Below are 26,606 nucleotides of genomic sequence, written 5' to 3' on the forward strand. Positions count from 1 at the left end.
GTAAATTCATGGCAACCAGAAAATTTTCCTCGACGCAGGCTGCATGTGCCAGCAGGCCCTTGTTCCTGCTTGACTTGCCTTCGGGCATGCCGGCCCGAAACAGGCATGATTGCGGAATCTCGTCCCCCTTGCCGAAAGCTGCTTCATACTCAGTGCAGTTTCTCCCGCGGGAACGCCGGTCATGACGGTGATTTGCGGGGAGGGGTCGGTGTCCGGAGGGTAGCGGCTAACGTGGCCGCGAGGGCCGGCGCTGCTTCGGAGTTCCGGAAGTCCCGCCCTGGTAGCGGGTACAAGGCTCTGCTATGGCCGGGAGCCGGCATGAACGGGATATCACCGGCATCGCGCCGGGATGTGTACAAGATCCCATGCTGTGGGGAATGAAGCGGCGGAGATCACCGGATGGGCGGCCGGAAGGTCGCAGATAAATAGTTAGATGAGCGAGCTTGCGGCCGCCCGTCTTCCCGAACCCATGACGCCCGACCGGCGAAGCCGGGTCGGACAGCGGATAATGGGCAAACAAAGAGTTCAATGGCCAGGGCGGCTTTCCGCAGCGTGGCAACGAGCAAGGCTGAATCGACGGCGCCGACCGCCCGATATGGCGACAAAGCCTTGCTTGACCTATATTCAAGGCCTTGGCATGAAACTTCGGTTCAAAACCTTGGAAATCGCTTCATGAACAGCCTCGATCTGCCGGGCAGGCCCGAGGATACCCGTGTCGTCGTGGCCATGTCGGGCGGCGTCGACTCTTCGGTAGTTGCCGGCATCCTCAAGCGCGAAGGCTACGACGTCGTCGGCGTCACGCTGCAGCTTTACGATCACGGCGCCGCCACGCATCGCGCCGGCTCCTGCTGTGCCGGGCGCGACATAGACGATGCACGCCGCGTTTCCGAGACGCTTCAAATCCCGCACTACGTGCTCGACTATGAGGAGCGTTTTCGCAAGGCCGTCATCGATCCCTTCGCAGAGAGCTATGTCGCCGGCGAGACGCCGATTCCTTGTGTCGCGTGCAATCAGACGGTCAAATTCGCCGACCTTCTGGCGACCGCGCGGGACTTGGGTGCCGCCGCGCTTGCCACCGGCCACTACATCCGCAGCCGTGCCAACGGCGCGCACCGCGCGCTCAACCGGCCTGTCGACGCCGACCGCGACCAGAGTTATTTCCTGTTCGCCACCACGCAGGAGCAGATCGACTATCTGCGCTTTCCGCTGGGCGGCCTGTCGAAGCCGGAGGTGCGCGCCATTGCGGCCGACCTCGGCCTGACCGTCGCCGACAAGCAGGACAGCCAGGACATCTGCTTCGTGCCGCAGGGCAAATATTCCGACATCATCTCGAAACTGAGGCCCGCCGCCGCAACGCCCGGCGAGATCGTCCACATAGACGGCCGTGTGCTCGGCCGCCATGAAGGCATATTGCGCTATACGATCGGCCAGCGCCGCGGCATCGGCATCGCCTCCGGCGAGCCGCTCTACGTCGTGCATCTCGACGCCGAGCGCGCCCGCGTCATCGTCGGCCCGCGCGAGGCGCTGGAAACCAGAAAAGTCTATCTGCGCGCCATGAACTGGCTGGGCGATGAGAGCCTGGACGCGGCCGGCGCCGAGGGCATCGAGCTGTTCGCAAAGGTCCGCTCGACCCGGCCGCCGCGTCCGGCGACGCTGCATCGCCGCGATGGCGTGACTTGGGTCGAACTCGCCGAAGGCGAGTCCGGCATCGCGCCCGGCCAGGCCTGCGTGCTCTACGGCGACGATTCCAACGAGGCGCGCGTGCTCGGCGGCGGCTTCATCGAGCGCTCGGAGCGCGGCGCCCAGGCCGAGGCAATGCTGGCGCGGCTCTCCGCTCCGGCGCATATTGCCGCGGAGTAGGGTCCCTTAGATGGGCCGAGTCGGGATTAGAGATAGGGCGACAGCGGTCGGTCGCACTTTGATCGCGTCCTTCCTCGCAATGACGGATTTCAGAACGCCTTCGCGAGCGAAGCTGGCAGTCGGATTCGTACTCGTCGGCTGGATGACCGCAGGAGCCCTGATCAATTCGTTGACGCCGCTAAACGGACTCTCTGAACTGGCCTGGACCGTTGTCGGCGTTGGTGCAGCCGTGACTATCTTGGACTGGCTCGTTCCCGCGAAACTTATGGGTGAACTCAGGGAGAAAGCCGGTTCGATAGAAATTCAAGCACGCCTTCGCGCTTATTTCGAATGTATCGCTCTGCTTGTCGCCGCAGCCGCGGTTTTCGCCATTTGGTACGTGGCTTGGCAATGACGGACCGCCTGGCATCGCCGCCACTTCGGGGTTGGCCGTCAGCTATGTGCGATGGTCCCGGCGGTCAGGATGCGCAGCACCGCGACCCCCTCCTCGCCGCTGGTGCGTGGCGGCTCGCGGGTCTCGATGCATTGAATAAAATGCTCCAGTTCGCGCGTCAGCGGCATGCCGCCTTCGACCGGCACATAGGTCGGCTCGTTGGTGGTGGCGAGCCATTGCCCGCTGTCCTGCCACACCTCATGATGGTAGATCGCAAGTTTGCGCTCCCACGGCTCGACATCGTCGAACACCGCCATGGCCTTGGTGCCGACGACCGTCAGCCTGCGCTCGCGATAGGGGTTGAGTCGCGAGGCGAAAAGGTGGCCGCGCAGGCCGCCGGGAAAATGCATGTGCAGATGCGCGAAGTCGCTGAGCCGGTCGAGAAGCGCCGCGCCTTCTCCGCGCACATCCGTCGGCGCCTGGCCGGTGATCGCGAGAATCATCGACAGATCGTGCGGCGCCAGATCCCAGAGCGCATCGTTTTCGGTGTGGAATTTGCCGAGGCCGAGCCGGTGCGAATGGATGTATTTGACCTCACCCAGCTCACCGTCGTCGATCAGCGCCTTGAGTTTTTCGAAAGCGGGATGAAAACGCAGCACATGGCCGGTCATGAAGATGCGGCCGTTGCGCTCGGCGGCGGCCACGGCCCGCTCCGCGTCGTGCACGGTCAGCGCGATCGGTTTCTCCACCAGCACGTCCTTCCCCGCCTCGACGGCGCGCACTGCCTGCTCGGCGTGGAACTGCGGCGGCAGCGCCATGACGACCGCATCGATATCGTCCCGCGCAAACAATTCCGACGGCGCAATCGCCAGGCAGTCGTGCTCGACGGCGAAGCCTTCGGCGCGCGCGCCGTTCACATCGGATACCGCGCGCAGAACCCCCAGTCCCCTCAACGTACGGACATGGTTCGCCCCCCAGTATCCGCAACCCAGGACAGCGATGCTTGGCTTCATCAAATCGAAAACTCTGGGGCGGGCATTCGCCGGCGGACTGTATGGCCGGGCAGACATAACCACGCGTGCATTTGAACTCAAGTCCATGCCATGCACGATTGATTTCAGCCGAAAACGTCGCTTCACCGGTAATGGCAGCGTTCACCCGCGACGGAGAGCCGGCACCGGATGGGAAACCTTCGATGCCAGGGGCCGGCGGCCCGATCTCTCGGAAACGCGATGTTTTTCCCGATCGTCACGGTCGCTTTCCAGGCGATGCGATATTCCAACGAATATGGCCCAGGAATGCACGGTGGTGTTCCCGCGCGATCTGTTTTGCGAGGCCGCGGCTCGACAGGGTCCCTTTTCGCCAGATACGCAACTTCCGAACTCGCCAACAAGTCGGTGTCTTCAATACACCGCGTGCTTGACAGGTCCGGTCCGCCGCCCCTATACCGCCGCAGCTTTCGCTTGCGGCGCGGTCAGCGGCCACTGCGGGCTTGGGCGGAGTAGCTCAGTTGGTTAGAGCACGGGAATCATAATCCTGGGGTCGGGGGTTCAAGTCCCTCCTCCGCTACCAAAAATTTCCTAGCATTTTCATTGCTTTGAGAGGTGGGCATATGCGCGCCGGAGGGCTTTTCATGTCGCGAGAGGCCCTGAGCGATGTCGACGAGATCGAGATCTTAGCGGCTAGCGTAGGATCGCCAGCGCAGCGAAGACGAGCCCACCGAAGACGCCGCAGGCACCGGCGGCCGTGTAAACGGTAACATCGCCAATTCTGCCGCGCAGTTGCGTTGCGAAGGCAAAATAGAAGATACCGATCGCGACGAGCGCGAAGCCGACAATCAGATAGAGGCCGGACCATTGATGCAACGAATCGTTCTCCGTCGATGACCCTGGAACGTTGGATTCTGTTCCCCGGTTCCGCCCAGACCGTCGATAGATCAAGGGCGAAACAGAAGCCCGCTCCCTGCTTGGCCAAAACCGCTAGTCGTCTCCTGGCCAGGGCGGCATCTGGTGGGCTTCGCGTTCCAAGCGGCGGACGGTTTCCCGAATATGCTTCGGGTCTTCGTGCTCCAGGCCGACCACGTCGTTGCGTGTCTCCCGCAAAGCCACAACGATCTCGTCGAGCTTCGCATGGATCGCGGCAGTGTCGCGGTACCCCTGAACGAGCACGACACCGGTGATGACGATTGCCGCGACACTCAGACCGAAGGTGATGAAGTCGGCGCTCAATCCCAACGGAACCAGTAGCGTGCATCCGAACATCAGAAGAAGGATGAAATAGAAACCCGGCGGCCGGCTGAGGAAGTCGGCGGCTCGAAAGAGATGCGGGTCAGGACGCATGATGCCTGTCCTCCAGACGTTAGATGTCGGCCCCCTCGGTTGACTGATTTGGAAGGTCGGCGAGCCCGATAAGTTCATCGCGCCCGCGAACGCCGCGCCGGAAAGCAAGGATGAGCGCGCTTGCGATTTCCCCTCCTCGTTCCGATCGCGAATCCAGGAAGCGCCTTGCCACGATCGTGTCGTAGCACTCCTGCAATAGCTTGATTTCGTCTGGTCGGAATGCCTGCGCTTCGCGGCGAGCCTGCATACGCCAACCTCCAAGATGCGCCCGTCGCCGAGTATAGCTTTTGACAGGCCCGGCGACGGGCAACAACCCTTTGGCCTGTTGGTGCAAGGGCCTGTCTGCGCAGTCGGGGAGGGGACCTGCGCATTTGTGAAACCGCGAACTCAACTGAAAATCACTTCCATGCTCAGGAACGCGACGCCCGCTGCCATGACCGGGAAGAAAAGCCAATGCGCCTGATAAACGCTGTTGTTCATGACCGCCTCCTTTGGGTTGGCCAGCAAACGGAAAGCCGTCCGGAGCGTTCCTCAACGCTGTGCGGCTGAGACCAATGCAGCCCCCGATTGGGACTTAGGTCCCGTACCCAATAGGCCCGAAGCCCCAAGCAGGAACCTCCGGGGCCAGGCCTCGTTGGGTCAGCAGCTTCGAGAAGAGCGGAGCATTCAGGCCTTCACAAGGAGATTGCTATGAAGGGGTATTTCATTAACACACTCGCCGGCCTGGTTCTGGCAGCGTTTGCTGGTTCTGCGATGGCGCAGGACGTCGTCGTCATCAAGCCGGAGCAGGAAACAGTGATCCGCGAGTATGTGAAGAAGGAGCCGCTTGCGTCGATCAGTCTGCTGGGCGTGGAACTGAATGTCGGCAATACGGTTCCGGAGACGGTCGAACTGCACGAAATCCCGGACGTACAATACCGCTACACGGTGGTCGACAACCGGACGGTGCTGGTCGACCCAGGCACCCACAAAATCATCCACGTCATGGACTGATTGGCGGTGTGGGCACGAACCCCGGCCTTCGCGCCGGGGTTTGTGTAATTCGACGATTGACGAAGGCCGCGAGGGTTATTTCACAACCATAGACCTTCATGGCTTGATCCACGCCGTTTGGGAAACGGATGTGCCGAACAAGAAGGGATTGCGGAAACGCTGTGGCGGCGGCGACATACCTGCCGGGGTGACGCTCCGGTGGAATCGCGAGGTTACACGCCCCCAACTGCGCAGCGCTGCCGCAACGTGAACGTCGGATGCGCTGAATGTCGTTTGTACTCGATCTGCGTCCCGCCCGGAACCGGGCCATGGTCCCCGCATTTCTGATGAATAAGCGCGAGCGAGGAACGCGGCATGAAACTCTTTCTGGTCGGGCTGAGCGGCTTCGTCCTGACGCTCGCGATATTTGCCACGGGTGCGATTTTCGCAGTCTACTTCACCACCGCCGAGCCCATACCAGCTTGGCAGCTCAACAAGGGTTCACGCTGGACGGTCGAACCAATCCCAGCCTATGCCGGACCCGTCGAGCGCTTGCCCGCGAAACCTTCCAAACACCTTGTAGTCGCCGATGACGCCGATGCTCCGGCGGTTGACATGATCACAACCAGCGCAATTTCAGATCAGGAGGCGGTGGAACCGGCACAAGCTGAAGTCGCCTCTATGGCGCACATGCGATGGTGCTCCGAGCACTATCGCTCCTATCGGCCGGAAGACAACAGCTATAGGTCCTATAGCGGCGTCCATCGGGAATGCATCTCTCCGTTTGGGACGAGCAATCGCGGCGATGAAATCGGTGCCGCCGAGCAGGCCACCGGTGAAACGGCTTTCGGGTATACCCTGAACGAGGTTGAACCGACGGCGTACGCGGATCCACGACATATCGCATCGTGCTTCGCGCGTTACCGGTCCTACAATCCAGAAGACAACTCCTATCAGCCGTATGGGCGCGGAGCGCGCCGGCAGTGTGAATAGTCGCCCCAATGCGGGCCGGGGCCGAGTGTCCGGCCAGCCTCTCGCGGTTGGGCGCTCAAGTCATGGAACGAGATCGCGGGCACGGCATTGATTTGTCAGCCCCGAATGTCCTGCGTTCACCCTGGACCAGGGGCGTGTTCGGCGAAAAGCGGGAGGTAGCGCCGTGAGCAAGGTTCAGACATTCAGGGCTCCTGAAAAGATCTACAAGATAGGCGATGTGGAATGTCCCGTTCGTCATAGCGACGCGCAACCCAACTTCGTCGATCTGGTCATCGAGAACAGGCACTGCAACGGCAATGTCTACCTGTCCGTGGGAGCTGTCATCATTGACGGGACGAACGTCCCCGAAATCCAGATCGTCAGCCGGCTGCGCATGAGCTTGGTCATAGCGCAGCACATGCGCGACTTGCTGACGGAAGTCATCGACCTGGCATTGAAGCCGGCCGACAAGAAGCATGCGAACTGAAAAAGCATGCCTGACGGCTAGCTATCGGCGGGGACGTTTTGGCAGTAAGTTTTGCGCTCGCAACCAACGCAAATTAGGCGTATCGTAGCATATCGTCGGTCGCTAATAGATGGGCCGTCGACTGAGAGCGCAAGACTCCCGCATTAGACTGGGCGCGCTGGCATCCACAACCAATAGACGCGCTCACCAGACCATCTGCCTCTGCCGAAACCTCTTTTGCTCGGTTCCGGCCGGAATTGCCTTTTTGCAATTCGGAAGAGGAGGGTTCCGATGCCGATCATCCAATCACGCCGCCGCTTCCTGGCCGGCGCTGCAATGGTGGGCGCCGCTGGTATCGTTGGTCTTCCAAAGCCGCTGCATGCGGAGCCGCCGCTGGAAACGACCACAGTTCGCCTGCCGAGATGGATTGGTGGTGCCTATTGCTGGGCCGGCGCGTACATCGCCGGAGAACTGATGCGCGCAGATGGCTTGACCGACGTTCGCTTCGTCGAGGCCGACAAAAGCGTCGATCAATCGGAGTGGATCGCACGCGGTGAGACCGATTTCTCCGTCAACTTTCCAGCGAACCAGATCGCGTCGATCGACAGCGGTGTGCCGATCAAGGTGCTTACCGGGTTGCACTCGGGATGCCTCGAACTGATCGCCAAAGAAAACATCGGCAGCATCACGGAATTGCGGGGCAAACGAGTCGGCGTGGACGGGTTCAACAACTCGCGACACGTCTGGCTGACCCTCATGTCCGCTTATGTCGGGCTCGATCCCGTGAACGATATCCAATGGGTCCTGACCGAAGACGCAACTCCAGCGGAACTCTTCGTCCAAGGAAAGATCGACGCATTTCTCGGCACGCCACCCCAGCCGCAGGAACTGCGCGTCAAGAAGATCGGCCACACCATCCTCAACAATGCCATCGACCGTCCATGGTCACAGTATTTCTGCTGCATGATCTCGGCCAGGACGGAATTCGTGGACAGGCACCCGGTGGCGACCAAGCGGGTCTTGCGATCGATCCTCAAGGCCGCCGACCTCTGCGCGTCGGATCCGCAGTTGGCGGCCCGGCAGATGGTCGAACGCGAATTCGTCCCGTCGTATGACTACGCGCTGCAAACGCTGAAGGATATCCGATACGACCGCTGGCGGGACTTCGATCCTGAAGACTCGCTGCGGTTCTACACACTGCGGATGCAGGAGACAGGCATGATCAAATCCAGTCCGCAACAGATCATCGCCGACGGAGCGGACTGGCGATTTCTCGACGAATTGAAGCGTGAGCTGAAAACCTGACTCCATTTGTCTCAACAGGAGACGTGGACATGCAACTCCTCCAGAGCCGCCGGCACTTCCTGGCCGGCCTTTCGGCAGCGGGCGCCGCGAGCCTCGTTGGGGTCAAGCAATCGCTCCCCGCGGAGCCACCGCCGGAAACGACTAGCGTCCGCCTTGCAAAGATCAGGGGCATCTGCATCGCGCCTCAATATGTTGCCGAGGACCTGCTGCATGGGGAGGGCTTTGCCGAGGTCCGCTACGTAATGACTGAGCCAGCCACCGGGCAATCTGACGCGGTCGCGAGTGGCCAGGTGGACTTCACTTTGAATTTCGCCGCGCCGCTTGTGATGACGATGGATGCAGGAGCCCCGATCAAGGTTCTGGCCGGGGTACACCCCGGCTGTTTCGAGCTATTCGGAAACGAGAATATCCGCGGGATCAGAGACCTGAAGGGCAAGAGTGTCGGCGTCCAAGCCCTCGGCTCGAGTCCGCATCTGTTTTTGACGGGTATGGCGGCTTATGTCGGGCTGGATCCAGTGAAGGATATAAACTGGGTTACCAGCCCAACCGTCAAACCAAAGACTCTCTTCATGCGAGGGGAAATCGATGCGTTCCTCGGCTTCCCGCCGGAGCCCCAGGAACTGCGCGCCCAAAACATCGGCCACGTCGTAATCAACAGCGCCATCGATCGTCCCTGGTCGCAATACTTTTGCTGCATGCTGGCGGGCAACGCCCACTTCGTTCAAAACAACCCGATCGCGACAAAGCGCGTTCTCCGCGCCATTCTGAAAGCGGCGGACCTTTGTGTCACTGAGCCGCAGCGCGTCGCGCGACAGATCGTCGATGACGGATTCACGGCCAACTATGACTATGCACTGCAGACGATGACCGACGTGCCTTACAACAAGTGGCGCGAATACGATCCGGAAGACACGATCCGGTTTTATGCGCTGCGGCTGGAAGAGGCCGGCATGATCAAGTCGGGGCCCCAGAAGATCATCGCGGACGGTACCGACTGGCGGTTTCTCGACCAGCTAAAGCGGGAGTTGAAGACGTAAGATGGCCTGAAACTCGCCATGCTGGCCCGGCCGACGCTCGGGCTCGTGCACCGCAGAGCATCCCCGGATCAGCGTTCCGGGCGTCACACTGGCCAGCATTTGGACGGGAGGTTTATATGCATACCTCATACCGACCTGAACGGTTCAACCGGCGGAAGTTTCTGAGCGGGGTAACGCTGGCGGGAACGGCAGGACTTTTGGGCTTGCACTCGGGGCCGGCGGCTGCGGAGCCGCCGCCTGAGACGACGCGAATCCGGCTCATCCGGATTCCCAGCATCTGCCAGGCCCCCCAATATGTCGCCGAAGAACTGCTGCGCGGTGAAGGGTTCACCGACGTGCAGTATATCCAAAAACGGGGTACGGCAGACATCGCTCCAGCCCTCGCCTCCGGCGAGGTCGACCTCAGTGCGCATTTCGCCGCCCCGCTCCTTCTCCACTTGGAGGCGGGGGATCCGATTGTCATCCTGACAGGACTCCACGTCGGCTGCTTTGAACTGTTCGGGACTGATCGCGTCCAGGCGATCCGGGACCTCAAGGGGAAAACCGTGGCTGTGCCGGCCCTGGATTCCAGCCGATACGTCTTTCTTGCCGCTATGACGGCGTATGTGGGCCTGGACCTCCACAGGGACATCAACTTCGTCGAACAACCGGGAGCCGAGTCCATCCGGCTCCTGAGGGAAGGGAAGATCGACGCCTATTTGGGCTTCCCCCCCGAACCCCAGGAGATGCGGGAGCAGCAGATCGGCCATGTGGTGATCAGCAGCACCGTCGACCGGCCCTGGTCGCAATATTTCTGCTGCATGTTGGCTGGGAACCGGGAGTTCGTCCGTACGAATCCGGTGGCTACCAAACGCGCTCTCCGCGCCATCTTGAAAGCAGCGGACTTCTGCGCTAGCGAGCCCGAGCAGTCCGCTCAGTTCATAGTGGGGCGGGGCTATACAAAGCGCTATGACCATGCCCTGCAGGTCATGAGGGCGATCCCCTACGGTTGGCGTGAGTATAGCGCCGAGGACACCCTGCGCTTCTACGCCTTGCGCCTCCACGAAGTCGGGATGCTCAAGAACACCCCTCAGGATCTCCTGGCCCAGGGCACCGACTGGCGCTTCCTCGACGAACTGAAGAAGGAGCTGAGGACCTGAAAGTTGGCTGGCTCGTTGTGCCTTTCCTGGGAAGGAGGAGCCCATGCAGATCATTCAAAGTCGCCGCACATTCCTGACTGGCCTGACAGCCGCCGGCACCGTGGGCCTCGTCGGCGCCCCAACGCAGACCCGGGCAGAGTCACCGCCCGAGACTACCCGTATCCGCACGTCGGTCTTCCGCAAGGTTTCCGATTGCCAGACGCCGTTCTATGCGGCCGAGGATCTTTTGCGCAGCGAAGGTTTTAGCGAGATCGAGTTCATCGAGCCGGCCAGTGATGCCGAGTCGCTGCAGATGTTGCCCAAGGGCGTCATCGATTTCGACTGGTGGTTCGCGCCGGAACTTGTTCGGATGATCGACCGGGGCACGCCGCTGGTGATCCTCTCCGGCATGCATACCGGCTGCCTCGAGCTGCTCGCCAATCAGGACGTAGGCAGCGTGAAGGCCCTGCAAGGCAGGAGGGTCGGCGTCAATGAACTGAACGGCATCCCGCACGTGCTGCTCAAGCTCATGGCCGCCAATGTCGGGCTCGATGTCGAGAGGGACATCGAATGGGTCGTGACGCCCAACTCGTTGGATCTGCTGGCCGCGGGCAAGATCGATGCGTTTCTGGCCACGCCGCCTGATCCGCAGATCGCTCACGACCGCAAGATCGGCCAAGTGATCCTCAGGACGGCACTCGATCGCCCATGGGCCCAGTACTACTGCTGCATGCTGGCCGCGAACGTGGATTTCGTTCGGCAATATCCGGTGGCCACCAAGCGTGTGATGCGGGCTGTGCTCAAAGCCGTCGACCTCTGCGTGTCCGATCCTCAAACGGCCGCGAGGCGCTCGGCGGACAAGGGCTTCGCCAGCAGCTACGACTACGCGCTGCGAACGCTCGGCGCCGCGCGCTACGACGTGTGGCGAGAGTTCGATCCTGAAGACACTTTGCGCTTTTATGCCTTGCGCATGCACGAACTTGGGATGATCGCCGCGAGCCCCCAAGAAATCATCGCCAAAGGCACGAATTGGCGTTTCCTCAACGAGTTGAAGCGCGAGTTGAAGCTGTGAACGGATTTTCGGCCAGATTTCCCGGTGATCGGGCGACGACTCGTCCGTCGGGAGGTGACCGGCGGGACGGTTGGCCATCCGAGCGCGCAATAGATGGAGGCTACAATGCAGTTCATGCAGAACCGTCGCCGCTTCCTGACAGGCCTGTCTGCGCTCGCAACCGCGGGGCTTGCGGAGAGCCGCGACGCCGCGGCCGCTGCTGAAGAAGCATCCGAAACCACGATCGCCCGCTTTGCAGCCGCGCCTGGTATCTGCATTGCTCCGCAATACGTTGCCGAGGATCTGATCCGCGCCGAGGGGTTCACGGATTTCGGCTTCGTTGCCGCCGACGCCGGCATTGCCCAGACCGAGATGCTGGCGCGCGGCGATATAGACTTCGGCATCGACTTTGCGACCGCCCTGATCATTCCGATCGACGCTGGAGCCCCGATCAAGGTGATCTCCGGCGTGCATGTCGGCTGCTACGAATTGTTCGGACGCGAAGACATCAAAAGCGTCGCTGACCTCAAGGGCCGTAAAGTCGGCGTCGGCGGCAATCTGTCATCGGACCCACATGTCTTCGTCAGTGCCATGGCGACCTATGTCGGCCTGGACCCGCAACGCGACATCGAATGGGTCGTCGGCGAGGCAAAGCCGGCGGAACTTTTCGCCGAGGGCAAGGTCGACGCGTTCCTGGCTTTTCCACCTGAGGCGCAGGATCTTCGCGCCCGCAAGGTTGGCAAAGTCATTCTCGACAGTTCCAAGGATCGGCCATGGTCGCAATATTACTGCTGCATGCTGGCGGTTAACGCGGCCTACGCCGAGAAAAATCCGGCTGCCACCAAGCGCGTCGCCCGCGCCATCATCAAGTCGGCCGACATCTGCGCGGCCGAACCGGAACGGGTGGCGCGCCTTCTGGTGGAGGGCGGACACACCGAACACTACGACTACGCCGTGCAGTCGCTCCGCGAGGTCCCGTACTCAAATTGGCGCGACTTCGATCCCGAGGATACGATGCGGTTCTTCTCGCTGCGGCTGCATGAAGCCGGGATTGTCGCGGCGAACCCGAACGACATCATTGCGAACGGCACTGACTGGCGGTTTTTCAACCAGATCAAGCGGGAGTTGAAGATGTGACCAGGTGGCCGGCGCTCATTCTGCTTTTGGCGCTGCTGGCCAATCCGGCGCATGCACATGACGCGCCGCATAATGAGCGCCTGCCGACGATCGGACAGGCGCCGGACTTTACCCTGATATCGCAGGATGGCGGACCTGTGTCGCTGCATGACTTTCGCGGCAAGGTGGTCGCCATTGCATTCATCTACACCTATTGCACCGACGTCTGCCCGATGCTGACCGCTCACATGGCGAGCGTGCAGGAGAAGCTGGGCTCGAGGTTCGGATCGAAGATCGTCTTCATATCGATCACTGTCGACCCGGAGCGGGATTCGCCCGCTGTTTTGAAGGAATATGCGCAGAATTTTGGCGCCGACCTTAGGGGCTGGTCATTTCTTACCGGTAATCCGGTGGTCGTCGATGAGGTGGTCCGGAAATACGGGGTCATCGCGAAGAAGGTTGCGAACGGAGACATCGACCATACCTTGCTGACCTCGCTCGTGGACCGCGATGGCATGTTGCGCGTGCAGTATCTCGGCGTCCGGTTCGACCTGGAGGAGTTCCGGGGTGACCTTCTCAGCCTCTTGGACGAGTCCAAATAGCATTACGAACCGGCGTTGGCTTGGTCCCGGTTGCCGCGCGTCAAGACCAACCTCTTGATCGCCTGCTCTTATTTCACCAGCCTCAGAATACGGCCAGCGTACATTTTGCGCCCACCCAGAACGTCCTCGCAGTTGGAGCCGACCTTCGAGTTTCCTGTCATCTCGATTGTCTTGCCTACGAGCCGCAAGCATTTGCCAGCCGCCGTCATGTCAGCGGTTCCGGCATAGGTGATCGGCGCACCTGGCGCATAGATGAAGCCGTCGACGTTGGACCCGGAGGTTCCGTTGATCACAAGCGGTTTGTCATTGTTGGCCGCCTGGTAGATCGTCACCCCAGCATAGGGCCCTGTGGTGGGCGGACTGAGATTGACGATCTCGTTTCCATTCGAGCTGAATTCGGCCCCTTCCATGAGGAAGATCGTCACGCCGCTGCCCATGAGCTTGCCGTTTCCACCCAGGTTGATCTTCCCGCCTCGGAGGATGTAGACGCCCGGCTCGAGTGTGACCTCTCCGGAAATGCTTCGGTCGCAGTAGGTTCCCGGTGACAGTTTCTTTGTCTTTCCGTTCGGAACATTCAGGCACCCCGTGTAGGATGGCGGGACAACATTGGCCAGCGGGTCCATCGAGGCCAGTTGTTTCTCATAGGGGGATGGACACACCAAGTCAGTGTTGGACGTCCGCAGTCCGAGCGTTTGACCGACGGTGGTCACGCATTCGGCCGCGAGCTGGGCCGATCCGCCACGGGAAACCGCGTCGGCCGCATCCGAGTTAGCGGCGATGACGCAGCCGTCGAAGCGCACCTGGGTCGAACCTTGAAGCTTGAACGCGGATGACGCATGCTCATCCAACGCAAGCGCACAGGCAGGCGGCCCCACCAAAATCTTCACATACGCTTCCCGCCAGGCCTTAAGCGTGTCCCGCCCTGCGATCATACCCTCGTGGGAGATATTTGATCCGACCTTGATGTAATAGTCCTGACCGCTGGCGGTTGCATCGACCTCCAGGGCGCTTACCTGGTCGGTGAATTCGAGTTCGAGGTCGCTTGGTGGCTTGTCCCCGTACAGATTGGCCGAAAAGAAGTAGTTGCCGAGCTGTTGCAGTTGCTGGTGGGTCATGCCCGAAAAGTACTTCGTCGCGATGGCAAGTGCTGTCGCGTCGAGCGAGTTCTGAAGATTTGAGGCTTTTGTACTAATGGACGAATAATCCACCGCCATGGCGACGCCGGCCAGGATCGGAACGCTGGCAATGGTGAAGATCGCGGCTAGGTTGCCGCGTTCATCTACTAGGAAACGCCGTAACATTGATCGAGCCGCCCCATTGGCTTGATCATGCAGATTCACGGCTGGATTATGTCTTACCAACGATCATAAAATTCTAACTGTTTGCGAAATTGGGGATTAGCGAAGCCTATCCGGCGAATCCTTGTCGTGTTTGCGTACAGCATTCCACAGGCTCCAGCGTTGCCGCAATTGGGTTCTCGCGCTCGGTTGAACTGCCCTGGACGACGACATGGACCGGATGGTAACGATCGTGCACAGCCGCGGCGTGGGAGAAAGTAATGAGCGTGCCCTCAATGAGCTCTGCGCAAGGGCGCCAATCGTACCCAGCGGTCATGGAAAAATATGCGCGAGTGTTCATCGGATCCGGAGCCCGCCCTTGCGCCCAGAGGCGGACTTGCTCATTCATCCATTCCCCAGCCTTACGAACGCTGCGCCGAACGGATGGCTGGCCGATTAGCTTCGTCTCAGATCACCACGAAATCGGCTGCGGTCAGAGCTAGGCCAGTGGCCACAGAAGCGAACTTGACGTTGCTGAAAGCGCCGTTCGAACCGTCTGCGTCGTAGTAGAGGCCGCCGGTGTCGGAGTTGTAGATGATGCGGTCGCTGACGTCCTTCGGCGCGGCTGCGATGTCCTTGAAGGCGCTCGCAGCGAGCGGCCCGGTCGTGGTCAGGGCTGCGAAGTAGGCGTTGTCGAGCTGGATCGTGTCGGCGGCAACATTGAAATCGGTAATGGTGTCGACATTGGTGGTGTTCGATAGCGCCGCGTTGAAGACGAAATTGTCCTTGCCGGTCCCGCCCGTGAGGATGTCGTTGCCGCCCAGCCCCTTGACGACGTCACTGCCCGCCTCACCGTCCAGCCGGTTGGCGCCGGAGTTGCCGACGACCTCCTGGTGGCGTTCGTTGCCGGTCAGATCGATCGCCGAGGTTCCAGCCGTGCCGTTGGTGGCCAGCCGCTCGATATAGGCACCGGCGGTCAGCACATAGTCCACCGCCGCCATGACTATGTCGTAGATGCCCTCCGACGCCTGCTCGACGATCGTGTCGCCGGCGTTGAAGACACGATAGGTGTCGTTGCCGCCGAGACCCTGCAAGATATCGGCAGCTCCAACCCCGCCGTCATGCAGGACATTGACCCCGGCGTTGCCCATGATGGTCTGCTTGAGCGTGTTCCCGGTGAGATCGATGGCCACGGTCCCGCCGTTTGACGTGGTGCGCAGCAGTTCCGCTTCCACTCCTGGGCCGAGAATGTAGGTGACATTGGCCGTCACCGTGTCCGTGCCACCTCCAGCAGCCTCGACCACCTGATCGGCTGCATTGTCCACGTAACAGGTATCGTTGCCCATGCCTCCATCAAGCGTATCGGCACCCCCGTCGCCGTTAAGAGTATCGGAACCGCCGAGACCGACGAGCAAGTTTGAAGCGCTGTTGCCACGAATTGAATCCACGCCGTAGCCGCCCGTGGCATTCTCGATCACAACGCCGTTGGCGATCGTGAAGCCCCCATGGACTCCTTTGGCTGAAGACACCCAGCCACCGCCTCCGACAGCCGCCTGAAGCGTTGCCGCCCGCAGGTCGATCGTATTGCCCCCGTCTCCTCCCACCATCCGATCGGTTCCGCCGGCATCCCAAATGCAGGCGTAGCCCGTTCCAACCTGATCAGCGACAGGAAGAGCATAGACATCGTCGCCCGCGTGGTACGATGTGTTCGCGCCGTACATGAACTGCAGAGCGGCAATGTCGAACGCCATCGGGGTGAGTTCGTAGCCGTAGCGCGGATCGGTGGTCTGGCCTTGCGGTGCCGTCTGCCAGCCGTCGTTATAGGACATCATGGTGAAGACGCCCTGGTTCATGTCGAAGTTGCCATAGCTCCCGAACGGCCCGGTGACGCCCGGGAACACTGTCGAGCTGCCGCCCGTGTCGTGCGGGTGTGCAAGGCCCATGGCGTGGCCGAACTCGTGGATGAAGGTGATATAATCGAACCCACCAGGGGCGATCAGGTCCGGATCGGGATGGTTGGGGTCGTATGCCTCGTAGTTGATGGCGATCAAGCTCTGAAAATCATTGTAGGTTGTTGAATGCTCGGTGCCGGGTGGGTTCGCCCATCCCAGAGCTCCGTCGGCATCCGTGTCATTGACGCTCGCCCATATGACATCCGCGGCTGACTGACTTGCGACACTCAGAAATTGCACGTTGCAGACGTTCGAGAAGGCCTGCATTGCACTCGTGATTGCCATCAGTTCCTGGAAATAAACCGGCGACGAGGCAGTAACCTGATTGTTGTCGAGAGTAATTGTCTCACTGCCGGTGAGCCCTGCGATATAGTAACAGATCTGCGTTTTGGCATCGCCCGTGGCGCCGCTGTCCCACTGTGTTCCCCAAAGGATGCCTTCGAGCCAGACGTTGCCGGTATTTGGTGTCGAAATCGGTGCCGCTGTGCCTGCCATCGACTTGCTCCACAAAGGACATGCAAATAGCGTGACATTTGCCGCGAAAGACTATCGGCCTGCTGGGATGATCATGTTGCAAAGCTCATTCCCTTGACGAGCGGGATCATCCACCAAGTTAGATTACCAGATACTTGCAAGTATTCAACGGACTGCTAGTTGCACGGCAACACGACTCCTGACGGGGCGCTAATTTCCCAGCCTCACGCCTTGCCTGTCATCGATGCGTGCCGCATGTCGTAGATGCGCCCGGCGATCGGAGGCAATAAGGCCTGCTTCCGCGCGAAGGCCGGTTCATTGCCAAAATCAACGGCTGGCAATTGCCGAGGCCGGTGCACACGTATATCGTGTATGAAAAAGGGTGGAGCACAAGGCTGGGCTCACCGTTCAAGGTGATTTTTCTTTCGGATTTTGCCGATAGCGCATCCCGAACCGCGCCGCCATCTGCTTGGATTCGATGGAGATTCTGTCATGCCTGTAAACGCCAGCTCGCTCACCCGGATTTCGGTCAACTCCGGCGAAGGCGGCGCCAATAACATCGCGACCGGCGGCGTCATGTCGGCCGACGGCCGCTACGTCGTGTTCCAGAGCACCGCGACCAACCTGGTGGCCGGCGATGTCAACGGCTTCTTCGATGTCTTCCTGCGCGACACGCTGACCGGCATCACCACGCTGCTCTCGACCGCGGCCGGCGGGACGCAGGGCAACAACGTCTCCAGCGTGGCAGCTATCACCGATGACGGCCGCTACGTGTTCTTCAACAGCACCGCGAGCAACCTGGTCGGCCTCGACAGCAATAACGCGCTCGATGTCTTCATGCGCGACACGCAGACGGGCTTAACCACCCGGGTCTCGACCGCGTCGAACGGCATCCAGGGTAACGGTGCGTCGCAGAATGTCGACGTGACCGGCAACGGCGCCTTCATCGCCTTCCAGACTACGGCCACCACGCTGGCTCTTGGCGACGAAAACGGCGCCAGCGACGTCTTAGTCAAGAACCTGTCGACCGGCTTCGTCACCCGCGTCTCGGTGGCGGACGACGAGTCGGAGGCGAACGGCAACTCCCTGGTGGCCCGCCTGTCCGACGACGGCAACCGCGTCTCCTTCGTCAGCACCGCCAGCAACCTGACAGCGAACGACAGCAACGGCGCCGTGACCGATATTTTCGTCCGTGACATCGCCGCCGGCACCACCACCCTGGTCTCCGTCTCCACCGCAGGCGGGTCTGGGGACGGTCAGTCCTCCGGCTCATCGATCTCCGGCAACGGCCGCTATGTCGTGTTCCAGAGCGACGCGACAAACCTGGTCGCCGGCGACACCAATGGCGCCACCGACATCTTCGTCCGCGACCTGCAGACCAACACCACCACCCGTGTCTCCACCGCCAGCGACGGCAGCCAGAGCGACGAACTGTCGGGCCAGGCGGTGATCTCCACCGACGGACGCTACGTCGTCTTCTTCAGCCTCGCCAGCATTCTGGTGCAGGGCGACACCAACGGGCTGCGCGACATTTTTCTGAAGGACATGGTGACAGGCACGGTGACGCGCCTGTCCGTCGGCGCCGACGGGAGCGAGCTCAACGACCTTTCGAACACGCCTTCGATCTCGGCCGACGGCCGCTACGTCACCTTCCAGACGCAGGCGACCGACACGGGCGTGGGTGTCGACGGCAACGGCAGCGGCTTCGACGTGTTCCGGGTCTCGCTGGTCGCGTCGGCCGTGGCCGACCGCATGATCGGCTCCGACGGCAACGACACCATCGACGGTTTGGCGGGCGACGATATCATCACCGGCGGCTTCGGCAACGACACCCTCACCGGCGGCGCCGGGGCCGATTCGCTCGACGGCGGCGACGGCACGGACACCGTCGACTATTCCGGTTCGTCCGCCGGCGTGAACGTCAACCTTGTTTCCGGCACCGGCAGCGGCGGTGACGCCACGGGCGACACTCTGACCGGTTTCGAGCATGTCGTCGGCTCGGCTTTCGGCGACGTGCTGACCGGCATTGGAACAGGCACGCTCGAAGGCCGTGACGGCAACGACCTGCTCGCCGGTGCAACCACGCTGGACGGCGGGACGGGTAACGACACCTTGCTCGGCGGCGCCGCGGCCGAGATCCTGAACGGCGGGGCCGACAGAGACACTGTGAGCTATGCCGCTTCCTCGGCTGGCGTGACCGTCGATCTCGGTCTGGCGGGACCGCAAGTTTCGACCGGCGATGCTTCCGGGGACACGCTCACGGGCATCGAGAACCTCAAGGGCTCGATCTTCGCCGACGTGCTGACCGGCGATGCCGGCGACAACATTCTCAACGAGGGCGGCGTCGGCGGGTCCGACACGCTGACCGGAGGCGGCGGCAATGACAGCTATTCGGTCTACAATGCCAGCGCGACCATCGTTGAGATCGCGGGCGAAGGCGCCGACCGCGTCAGCGCCGGGGTGAACTTCGTGCTGGCCAGCGGCGTCAGTGCCGAATATCTCAACACCACCTCGCTTCAGGCCACCTATGCGGTCAACCTGACCGGCAACGAGCTTGCGCAACTGGTGCGCGGCAATGACGGCGCCAATGTGCTCGACGGCGCGGGCGGCAACGATGTGCTGTGGGGCATGGGCGGGACGGACACCTTCCGCTTCTCCAGCGCGCTCGGCGCCGGCAATGTCGACCGCATCGGCGACTTCACCGTCGGCGAAGACCTGATCGAACTGGATGATTCGATCTTCTCGGCGCTTGGCCTGGGGACGCTGGACGCCTCGGCGTTCAAGGACAACGCGATTGCGCCGCGCGATGCCGACGACCGGATCTTCTACAATTCGAACACGGGTTCGCTGTTCTACGACGCCGACGGCACAGGCACGGATTTCGCGGCGGTCAAAATCGCGGTCCTCGCAACCGGCCTCAGCCTGAGCGCCGCGGACTTCATCGTGATCTGATCGGCGGATGGCGCGGTAGGAGGTCGCGGCTAGCGTGAAGCTTGCCGCCCCGCGCTGACCGCGTGAGTGTTTTCCGTCTTATCCCGGCACCGGTGCTTCCAAAATATCCGCGTTTCATCAGATCCGAGGCCCCGGCAGCTTTCACCAGCGATGGGCTTGCTTCCAGGTGCTTGACATGGCCGGCACATCTGCCACCAATCAGGTATGTTGAGCTCTGCGCTGAGGGGTGCGAGCGTTATGTCGACACACAGTCCGGATATTGGCCGCGCCACGCTGTTGGTGTTGTTCATAGGCGGCCTGCTGGTCGCGAGCTTCTGGATCCTGCAACCCTTCCTGCCGGCAGTCCTTTGGGCCACGACCTTGGTGCTGGCAACTTGGCCGGTGATGTTGTGGGTGCAGCGCCATACCGGCAATCGACGCGCTGTCGCCGTTCTGGTCATGACGATAGCGATCCTGCTGGTGTTGATCATTCCGCTTTGGCTCGCGGTCGGCACCGTGGTGGCCAACATCGACGTCATCAGCGACCTAGTCCGGACGGCGCTCTCCCTCAAAATGCCGCCGGCGCCGGATTGGGTGGTGCAGCTTCCACTGGTCGGCGAAAGTGTCGCGCAAGCATGGGAGCGGATCAGGCAATCCGGCGTGGCCGACCTTGCTTCGAGGCTGGCACCCTATGCGGGAGCACTTACGCAATGGGTTGCCGCCGCCGCCGGCAGTGTCGGCGCCATGTTCATCCAGTTCCTGCTGACGACGGTCATTGCCGCCGTCATGTATGCCGGCGGCGAACGCGCGGCCGCGCAGCTCGTGCGCTTCGGACGGCGTCTGGCCGGCGAACGCGGCGAAAAGGCGATATTCCTGGCCGGACAGGCCATCCGCAGCGTGGCCCTTGGCGTCGTGGTGACAGCCCTGGCACAGAGCGTCATCGGCGGAGTTGGACTTGCGTTGGTCGGCCTGCCATTCGCGGCGCTCCTGACCGCGCTGATGTTCGTGCTGTGCCTGATCCAGTTGGGCCCCGCCCTCGTGCTGGGTCCAACCGTGGTGTGGCTCTATTATTCCAATGAAGTCGTTTCTGGCAGCGTACTGCTCGTCTTCACGATCGTCGCCGCTACCATCGACCAGTTCATTCGGCCGATCCTGATCCGAAGAGGCGCGGATCTGCCTCTGCTGCTTATCCTGGCGGGGGTCATTGGCGGGCTCGTGGCCTTCGGCATTCTGGGCATATTCATCGGCCCGACTGTGCTCGCGGTAGCCTATACATTGATGAATGCCTGGATTGACGAGGCGGAAAGGTCGCAGCCAAAGTCGGAAGGTGAGTAGGGCGCCGAAGATGGCCTTCTCCGCACTGATCGAGATACGCCGGTTACGCCAAAAACATACGGACCGGCTACTTACGATGCTGGCCGTATTACTCACGCTTGAGATGTTCGTAATTGCTCCGCTTCAGGCGATGGGCATATTTGTGTTCCAGGGTTTCGCAATCGTTGCCCTAATCGGCATAATTGGCGGGATGATCGTTATTTCGAACCACCCTGGGGCGCTCGTCGTGATGTCGATCTGCCTTGGCGCCAATGTGGTCGTCTTTATTGTGCGCCTGTTTTACCCACCCTGGCCATATAATGTCTACCTATTGACGACTGCCTGGCTCGCCATCGCAGCCACGCTCGGATTGGTGACCGCTGAAGCAGTATTCAGAGGCGGCCGAATTACTTATCATCGAATTGCTGGCGCAATCCTGCTGTATTTGCTCATAGCACTGGCATTTGCAACGCTGTTTATATTTGTCGGGTTGGCAATCCCCGAGGCCTTCAAAGGAATTACGTTCGAAGAGAATTCAGGTCTTGCCAGCGAGGTCTTTTATCTGAGTTTTGTCACCCTGACATCGACGGGATATGGCGATCTGGTTCCGGTGCATCCGATAGCGCGAACCCTATGCAACATTGAAAGCGTAGTTGGTCAGCTTTACCCCGCGACGTTGTTGGCGAGGCTTGTGACCCTCCAGCTAAGTCATAGCCGCCGTGAAGAATGAGCTCACGCCCAATGGCGGATGGCGTCTTGAATGAGGAGAATGCACATTGTCTTGGCGAGCCACGGGCGCCGGCTGATTTCGCAGCGCAAGGCCCGTGGCTCCACCTGTCTTCCAACGCGCGCAAGCTAGCAGTTGTACACTCCGGTCGCACAACGCCGCGCCGACCGCCTCGCCACACCGGCGACGCTGACCGGCGTCAGCGGACGTCCGACCTTGGCCTCAGCCGTTGAGACAAAGCCTAAAGCACCTTGGATGGACAGGTGTTCGCTAAACGCGCCCGAACCGCCTAGGATTATCACAGCGGCGACCAGGATACCGACTTGCTTCAGTGCGTTCATTTGCTGTCTCCCCTCACAAAATTCGAAGGCAATTCACTCGTCTTGTCCTGCAAATCCTTCAGGTCGATTTTCTCCGCGTTCGTTGGATTGCTGAAGGCAAAATCGTCCTTGACGGCGGCATCGCCCGTTTTCCAGTTTGTGAATTCGACCGTATATTGCGGCCCATCAGCGACAAGCCTTGATGCAATGACGTACTTGCACGGGCTTGGTTGATCGCCCTGCCTGATCCACACCTGAAGGTCCACGTCGTCCTTGCGGAAGGCGACGAAATCACACTCGATGCCATGTATCACCCCGCTGCCGAGATCCTTCGAGTCATAGACGTCTTCCATCAGCGCCGCATAGGCATCCGACGTCAGCAGATCGGCGGCCGGCAGCGGCCTGTCGTATTTGTTCCTCAATTCATCGATGATTTGCTCGACGGTGCCGGGGACTTCAAGCTGCGTGTATTTGTTGGCGTTTTTGCCGAGCAAGGTCAGGGTTTTGCCGTCGAATACGGTTTCCAGATCGACGAAGCCGCCGGAGCGAGTGGTACGCACCTTGTCCGGTCGGTTGAGCGTCACCGTGCCGGAACTCGCAAGCGCAAGCGTCTGCTTGTCATTTGTCACGACTTCGAGGTTCGCGTCGTAATCGAATGATATGGCTTGCTGCTTCGCCAAATAGTCCGACATCGACTTGAGCAGTTGCTTGGCGGCCTCAGAGTCGGTGAACCTGATGAGTTCGACCCGGCGGTTTAGCGCACGTCCCTCCGGCGTATCGTTGCTGGCGACGGGCCGCTTTTCTCCGGCACCGGCCGTGGCCAGCTTTTGCGCATCAACGCCACGTTCGACCAGGGCAGCCTTGATCGCGTCGGCGCGCGCGAGCGAAAGAGCTTCGTTGTGCGCCGGATCGGCCGTCGCATCCGTGTGGCCGACAATCCTTAGATGCCATTCGGGATAATTTCCGAGTGTCGTGGCAATATCGTCGAGGAGGGTTTTTGCGTCACCCTCTATCGTCGCCTGGTCACTGGCGAAGCGCAGGCCGTAAAGCTCGTACCGCTCCTTGGTCTGCAGCGCCTGTTCCATCGTTTCCATTTTGTATTGCTTTGCCAGATCGTCTGCTGTCTGCGCCCAGCCCGGAACGCTGAGCACGGCAAGAGCGATGGCGACGGCGACACCCCTGAGTGCGCGTCTTGCTGTGCTTCTTTCGAACGACGCACGCTCCGGTGCACGAAGCCTATCCTCCCGCTGGCAAATTCGCTCATGTTTCAGAAACGTTCGGAAATGCATTTCTATCCTCCCTCTTGATAGATTCTTGGCAACCGATCACGTTACAGCCTGACCACGGCGCGCGAGGTCGTCCCTACTCCTCTTTTTGTCTGTAATGATTGACAGGCGGAAACCTCTTTTGCGGTGGCCGCTCGAGGAGTGGCAACGGCAATCGAGGGATTGGAGCGTGCTGCGCCTTGTCCGGCGCACCGAGCCCCGAAATGAACCCATTCGGATAAACCCTGCACATCGGCCAGGTTTCCCTCAACGGTCGCAGGGCCGGCTGCCGATCGTAGTGCCTTCGATCCCGGACCGGAGACGGAAGGGGCGTCCTTCACACTGCGAAACCCTATACTATCACTGATATCGAAACTCTCACAGTCACCTTGAGACCGACCAGCCGCAAGCAACAACCAATACCGCGTCAAAATCCTCCAGCCCTTGCCGCATTAACCCGGATTCACAGCCGTGAGGATTGCCCCCGTGTCCGGAAAGCCAAAAAGTTAGTGGCGCTCGACAGTGTCGCGCTTCACCAACGCCGAGGCGGAGGCGGTGAGCAAGGCGGAGGCGGCGAAGAACCACAGGCCGGGCCTGGTGAAGGCCGCTGCGACGCCGCTTGTCTTGGCCGCGAACACCACCAGTGCCACCAGCACCACATCCAGCATCGACCAGTTGGCGAGCGCCCTGAACCAGGCGGGGATGCGCGGAGAGCGATGTTCCGCATAGGCGGCGCAATGCAGGAGCATGAGCTTCAGCGCCGGAAAAACCAGCGAGAACAGTCCGATAACGGCTGCGAGCAGCCCGTCGCCCTGATTCCACAGGCCCGTGACGATGCCGATGAGCGAGGGCTCGTCAGTGAAGACGAAGAGCCTGTCGACCTGGATGAGCGGAAGGCTGACGCCGAGCGCGAAGCAGAATGTCGCGGCGAACAGGGTGAGGGGCAGGAGCAGCGGCATATCAGCCGCTTTAGCCGATAGGCCGACACCGGGGAAGCGTCGTCGTCAGGCTCGTCTGCTTTCAGGCGGAGTCCGTTGCTCGGGGAGCGGGATGTCGTTCAGCCGATCATGGCGCTACGGCCGTGGATGTCGGTGTCGCGCATCTTGGTGTCGCGCGATTCCAGCATCTGCGCCTTGGAAAGCTCCGCTTCAGCCTCGCGCAGTAAAGAGAGGGCGGTGGTCCGCTGGTCGGCGAGATCGCCCTGCGAATTCTTCAGATTGTCGCGGCGCTGGCGCGCGGCCTTGGCGAAGGTCGGATAGGCGAAATGGTTGATGTCGGTAATTCCAGCCTTCTTCTCCTCGGCACCGATCTGGACCTCGAGATCGTTCGCCATGCGTTCGAACTCGGCGATCATCATGTCCAGTTGCGCGAGCTGCCGGCGCTTTTCGTTCACCTGAAACTGCTTCAGCCGAACGAGGTTCTCACGTGACTTCATGTCCACACTCCGGAAACGCAACACAGGACCCTAATTGCTTCGTCACAAAACCTCCGTTTCGCTTCGTCCGGATGCTCCTTAACGAAATGAAACGAAACCCTAAGAAATTTTGCGCCCGGTAACCATTCGTTTACGGGCATTGTTAATCATACGCGCTAGGGCTTAAGGCGCGGTAAAAAAATCCGGTTGTTTCCGGTCGATGCCGAGTTGATGAGTCGGATGAGTCGCTTGGGCCGGTTTGTTAACGTTCGGCGTAAGTCGTTTCGAGGAATGATTCGCGAATTGAATCAACGGTATGTACCCCAAGGCTGATAGGCGATCTTACGACTTGCCAAGCGGAATCAGGTTTTGTTAACCATTCCGTGGCAGCTTTGGGGCCAGGCAATCACTGCTCTGGCACCGCATGGCCGGTGAAGGCCGGTGCGGCAGCAGAAAAGGGGAATTAGATGCGCGTTCTGCTGATTGAAGACGACAGTGCGACGGCCCAGAGCATCGAATTGATGCTGAAGTCGGAGAGCTTCAACGTCTACACGACGGACCTCGGCGAGGAGGGCGTCGATCTCGGCAAACTCTACGACTACGACATCATCCTGCTCGACCTGAACCTGCCCGACATGTCCGGCTACGAAGTGCTGCGGACTCTCCGCCTTTCCAAGGTCAAGACGCCGATCCTCATCCTCTCCGGCATGGCCGGCATCGAGGACAAGGTGCGCGGCCTGGGCTTCGGCGCGGACGACTATATGACGAAACCCTTCCACAAGGACGAACTCGTGGCGCGCATCCACGCGATCGTCCGCCGCTCGAAGGGCCACGCCCAGTCGGTGATCGCCACCGGCGACCTGATCGTCAATCTCGACGCCAAGACGGTGGAAGTCGGCGGCCAGCGCGTGCACCTGACCGGCAAGGAATACCAGATGCTGGAGCTGCTCTCGCTGCGCAAGGGCACGACCCTTACCAAGGAAATGTTCCTCAACCATCTCTATGGCGGCATGGACGAGCCGGAACTGAAGATCATCGACGTCTTCATCTGCAAACTGCGCAAGAAGCTCGACGCAGCCTCCGGCGGCCAGAATTTCATCGAGACCGTCTGGGGCCGAGGCTACGTGCTGCGCGAGCCCGAAGACATCCGCGAAAGCGCCTGAACGGAAAAGGCGGACGGCCCGAAACGCGCCTCGCCTGAGCCTGCCAATTCCAACGAACTTGTGGACTGACGCCACTCGCCCCCGCGAGCGGCTGACGGCATTCACGCCGCTGTTGCCGACGATTTCGTCGCGCTCATCGTGCGGAAGCGCTCCAGCAACTGGGCGCGGTTGAAAGGTTTCAGAATATAACTCTGCGCGCCCGCGCGCTTCGCCCTCATGATGGCGGCCACGTCCATCTCCGTCAGGCAGATGGCGATATGCGGAACGATGGCGCTGGGGATGGCACGGATGCGGCGGATGACGTCGACCGTCGGCAGATCCGGCAGTGCCGAATCGATGATCACGATATCCGGCATGTCAGCCTGGCACATCTCGATGGGGTCCAACCCGCTGCCCGCCTCGACCATCACCATGTCCGGACCGTTGAGGATGCGCTTCGCGACCTTGCGGATCACGCTCGAGTCGTCGACGAACATGCAGCGTTTCATCCGGAGCCCTCATCTCCACGGCCCAGCGAAAGGCCGTGGCGTGATCCAGGTGACGTTAGGATAGGGCCGG

At 60.9% G+C, this 26,606-nt stretch carries 26 protein-coding genes and 1 tRNA gene; 16 read left to right on the plus strand and 11 right to left on the minus strand.

The features are described 5' to 3' along the window. Nucleotides 1–672 precede the first annotated feature (672 nt). A complete protein-coding gene (gene mnmA, locus ABMA59_RS00355) occupies nucleotides 673–1,860 on the plus strand; it encodes a tRNA 2-thiouridine(34) synthase MnmA (RefSeq protein ID WP_349003306.1) in 1,188 nt (395 codons plus the stop codon). 79 nt (nucleotides 1,861–1,939) lie between these two features. Beyond that, nucleotides 1,940–2,254, plus strand: coding sequence for a hypothetical protein (locus tag ABMA59_RS00360; protein ID WP_349003307.1), 315 nt, complete (start codon nucleotides 1,940–1,942; stop codon nucleotides 2,252–2,254). A gap of 38 nt (nucleotides 2,255–2,292) precedes the next feature. On the opposite strand, the gene ABMA59_RS00365 is transcribed toward ABMA59_RS00360, so the two are convergent. Next, a complete protein-coding gene (locus tag ABMA59_RS00365; protein WP_349003308.1) occupies nucleotides 2,293–3,246 on the minus strand; it encodes a Gfo/Idh/MocA family protein in 954 nt (317 codons plus the stop codon). Nucleotides 3,247–3,728: 482 nt separating this feature from the next. Here ABMA59_RS00365 and ABMA59_RS00370 point away from each other — a divergent pair. Then, a tRNA-Met gene (locus ABMA59_RS00370) sits at nucleotides 3,729–3,805 on the plus strand. Nucleotides 3,806–3,915: 110 nt separating this feature from the next. Here the strand turns inward: ABMA59_RS00370 and ABMA59_RS00375 are convergent. The 3 genes from ABMA59_RS00375 to ABMA59_RS00385 form a co-directional block, all read right to left on the minus strand. Further along, nucleotides 3,916–4,098, minus strand: coding sequence for a hypothetical protein (locus ABMA59_RS00375; protein ID WP_349003309.1), 183 nt, complete (start codon nucleotides 4,096–4,098; stop codon nucleotides 3,916–3,918). Nucleotides 4,099–4,212: 114 nt separating this feature from the next. Continuing rightward, nucleotides 4,213–4,572, minus strand: a complete 360-nt coding sequence (locus tag ABMA59_RS00380) for a low affinity iron permease family protein (protein ID WP_349003310.1) — start codon at nucleotides 4,570–4,572, stop codon at nucleotides 4,213–4,215. Between the two features lie 19 nt (nucleotides 4,573–4,591). After that, nucleotides 4,592–4,819 (minus strand): hypothetical protein, encoded by a 228-nt coding sequence (locus tag ABMA59_RS00385; RefSeq protein ID WP_349003311.1) that lies wholly within the window; start codon nucleotides 4,817–4,819, stop codon nucleotides 4,592–4,594. Between the two features lie 443 nt (nucleotides 4,820–5,262). Here ABMA59_RS00385 and ABMA59_RS00390 point away from each other — a divergent pair, with 443 nt between their 5' ends. The 9 genes from ABMA59_RS00390 to ABMA59_RS00430 all read left to right on the plus strand — a co-directional run bounded on the left by ABMA59_RS00390 (nucleotide 5,263) and on the right by ABMA59_RS00430 (nucleotide 13,211). Next, entirely contained in the window at nucleotides 5,263–5,565 is a 303-nt protein-coding gene (locus tag ABMA59_RS00390; RefSeq protein ID WP_349003312.1) for a DUF1236 domain-containing protein, read from the plus strand. 354 nt (nucleotides 5,566–5,919) lie between these two features. Continuing rightward, the gene (locus ABMA59_RS00395) at nucleotides 5,920–6,537 is read left to right on the plus strand and encodes a BA14K family protein (protein ID WP_349003313.1); all 618 of its coding nucleotides are present in this window, start codon (nucleotides 5,920–5,922) and stop codon (nucleotides 6,535–6,537) included. Nucleotides 6,538–6,700: 163 nt separating this feature from the next. Continuing rightward, the gene (locus ABMA59_RS00400; protein WP_349003314.1) at nucleotides 6,701–7,003 is read left to right on the plus strand and encodes a hypothetical protein; all 303 of its coding nucleotides are present in this window, start codon (nucleotides 6,701–6,703) and stop codon (nucleotides 7,001–7,003) included. A gap of 270 nt (nucleotides 7,004–7,273) precedes the next feature. Beyond that, entirely contained in the window at nucleotides 7,274–8,287 is a 1,014-nt protein-coding gene (locus ABMA59_RS00405) for an ABC transporter substrate-binding protein (protein ID WP_349003315.1), read from the plus strand. Nucleotides 8,288–8,316: 29 nt separating this feature from the next. Beyond that, a complete protein-coding gene (locus ABMA59_RS00410; protein ID WP_349003316.1) occupies nucleotides 8,317–9,324 on the plus strand; it encodes an ABC transporter substrate-binding protein in 1,008 nt (335 codons plus the stop codon). Nucleotides 9,325–9,440: 116 nt separating this feature from the next. Beyond that, nucleotides 9,441–10,463: an ABC transporter substrate-binding protein gene (locus ABMA59_RS00415; protein ID WP_349003317.1), complete on the plus strand. Its 1,023-nt coding sequence runs from the start codon at nucleotides 9,441–9,443 to the stop codon at nucleotides 10,461–10,463. A 43-nt stretch (nucleotides 10,464–10,506) separates the two neighbouring features. After that, entirely contained in the window at nucleotides 10,507–11,514 is a 1,008-nt protein-coding gene (locus tag ABMA59_RS00420) for an ABC transporter substrate-binding protein (RefSeq protein WP_349003318.1), read from the plus strand. A 105-nt stretch (nucleotides 11,515–11,619) separates the two neighbouring features. Next, complete coding sequence (locus tag ABMA59_RS00425) at nucleotides 11,620–12,630, plus strand: ABC transporter substrate-binding protein (protein WP_349003319.1); 1,011 nt, start codon at nucleotides 11,620–11,622, stop codon at nucleotides 12,628–12,630. After that, the gene (locus tag ABMA59_RS00430) at nucleotides 12,627–13,211 is read left to right on the plus strand and encodes an SCO family protein (protein ID WP_349003320.1); all 585 of its coding nucleotides are present in this window, start codon (nucleotides 12,627–12,629) and stop codon (nucleotides 13,209–13,211) included. Before ABMA59_RS00425 ends, ABMA59_RS00430 begins: the two co-directional genes overlap by 4 nt. A 68-nt stretch (nucleotides 13,212–13,279) precedes the next feature. Here ABMA59_RS00430 and ABMA59_RS00435 read toward each other — a convergent pair whose 3' ends face one another. Together ABMA59_RS00435 and ABMA59_RS00440 are read right to left on the minus strand one after the other, a co-directional pair. Further along, entirely contained in the window at nucleotides 13,280–14,512 is a 1,233-nt protein-coding gene (locus ABMA59_RS00435; RefSeq protein WP_349003321.1) for a TadE/TadG family type IV pilus assembly protein, read from the minus strand. Between the two features lie 443 nt (nucleotides 14,513–14,955). Next, a complete protein-coding gene (locus ABMA59_RS00440; RefSeq protein WP_349003322.1) occupies nucleotides 14,956–16,935 on the minus strand; it encodes a M10 family metallopeptidase in 1,980 nt (659 codons plus the stop codon). 471 nt (nucleotides 16,936–17,406) lie between these two features. Here ABMA59_RS00440 and ABMA59_RS00445 point away from each other — a divergent pair, with 471 nt between their 5' ends. From ABMA59_RS00445 to ABMA59_RS00455, 3 genes are all read left to right on the plus strand, one after another. Beyond that, complete coding sequence (locus ABMA59_RS00445; protein ID WP_349003323.1) at nucleotides 17,407–19,866, plus strand: beta strand repeat-containing protein; 2,460 nt, start codon at nucleotides 17,407–17,409, stop codon at nucleotides 19,864–19,866. Between the two features lie 237 nt (nucleotides 19,867–20,103). Then, entirely contained in the window at nucleotides 20,104–21,180 is a 1,077-nt protein-coding gene (ydiK, locus tag ABMA59_RS00450; protein WP_349003324.1) for an AI-2E family transporter YdiK, read from the plus strand. A gap of 10 nt (nucleotides 21,181–21,190) precedes the next feature. After that, on the plus strand, nucleotides 21,191–21,889 hold the full coding sequence (locus ABMA59_RS00455; protein WP_349003325.1) for an ion channel: 699 nt from the start codon (nucleotides 21,191–21,193) through the stop codon (nucleotides 21,887–21,889). A gap of 125 nt (nucleotides 21,890–22,014) precedes the next feature. Here the strand turns inward: ABMA59_RS00455 and ABMA59_RS00460 are convergent, their stop codons facing one another. The 4 genes from ABMA59_RS00460 to ABMA59_RS00475 all read right to left on the minus strand — a co-directional run bounded on the left by ABMA59_RS00460 (nucleotide 22,015) and on the right by ABMA59_RS00475 (nucleotide 24,906). Beyond that, entirely contained in the window at nucleotides 22,015–22,227 is a 213-nt protein-coding gene (locus ABMA59_RS00460; protein ID WP_349003326.1) for a hypothetical protein, read from the minus strand. Continuing rightward, entirely contained in the window at nucleotides 22,224–23,495 is a 1,272-nt protein-coding gene (locus tag ABMA59_RS00465; protein ID WP_349003327.1) for a DUF2092 domain-containing protein, read from the minus strand. The genes ABMA59_RS00460 and ABMA59_RS00465 overlap by 4 nt, the downstream gene beginning before the upstream one ends. A 482-nt stretch (nucleotides 23,496–23,977) precedes the next feature. Further along, entirely contained in the window at nucleotides 23,978–24,430 is a 453-nt protein-coding gene (locus ABMA59_RS00470; RefSeq protein WP_349003328.1) for a paraquat-inducible protein A, read from the minus strand. A gap of 98 nt (nucleotides 24,431–24,528) precedes the next feature. Then, complete coding sequence (locus ABMA59_RS00475) at nucleotides 24,529–24,906, minus strand: flagellar export protein FliJ (RefSeq protein WP_349003329.1); 378 nt, start codon at nucleotides 24,904–24,906, stop codon at nucleotides 24,529–24,531. 446 nt (nucleotides 24,907–25,352) lie between these two features. Between ABMA59_RS00475 and ctrA the strand changes: the two genes are divergently transcribed. Next, a complete protein-coding gene (gene ctrA, locus ABMA59_RS00480; protein WP_349003330.1) occupies nucleotides 25,353–26,048 on the plus strand; it encodes a response regulator transcription factor CtrA in 696 nt (231 codons plus the stop codon). A gap of 101 nt (nucleotides 26,049–26,149) precedes the next feature. On the opposite strand, the gene ABMA59_RS00485 is transcribed toward ctrA, so the two are convergent. After that, nucleotides 26,150–26,536 (minus strand): response regulator, encoded by a 387-nt coding sequence (locus ABMA59_RS00485; RefSeq protein ID WP_349003331.1) that lies wholly within the window; start codon nucleotides 26,534–26,536, stop codon nucleotides 26,150–26,152. Nucleotides 26,537–26,606: the final 70 nt, after the last annotated feature.

The organism is Mesorhizobium yinganensis (genome assembly GCF_040081985.1).
Taxonomy (GTDB): Bacteria; Pseudomonadota; Alphaproteobacteria; order Rhizobiales; family Rhizobiaceae; genus Kumtagia; species Kumtagia yinganensis.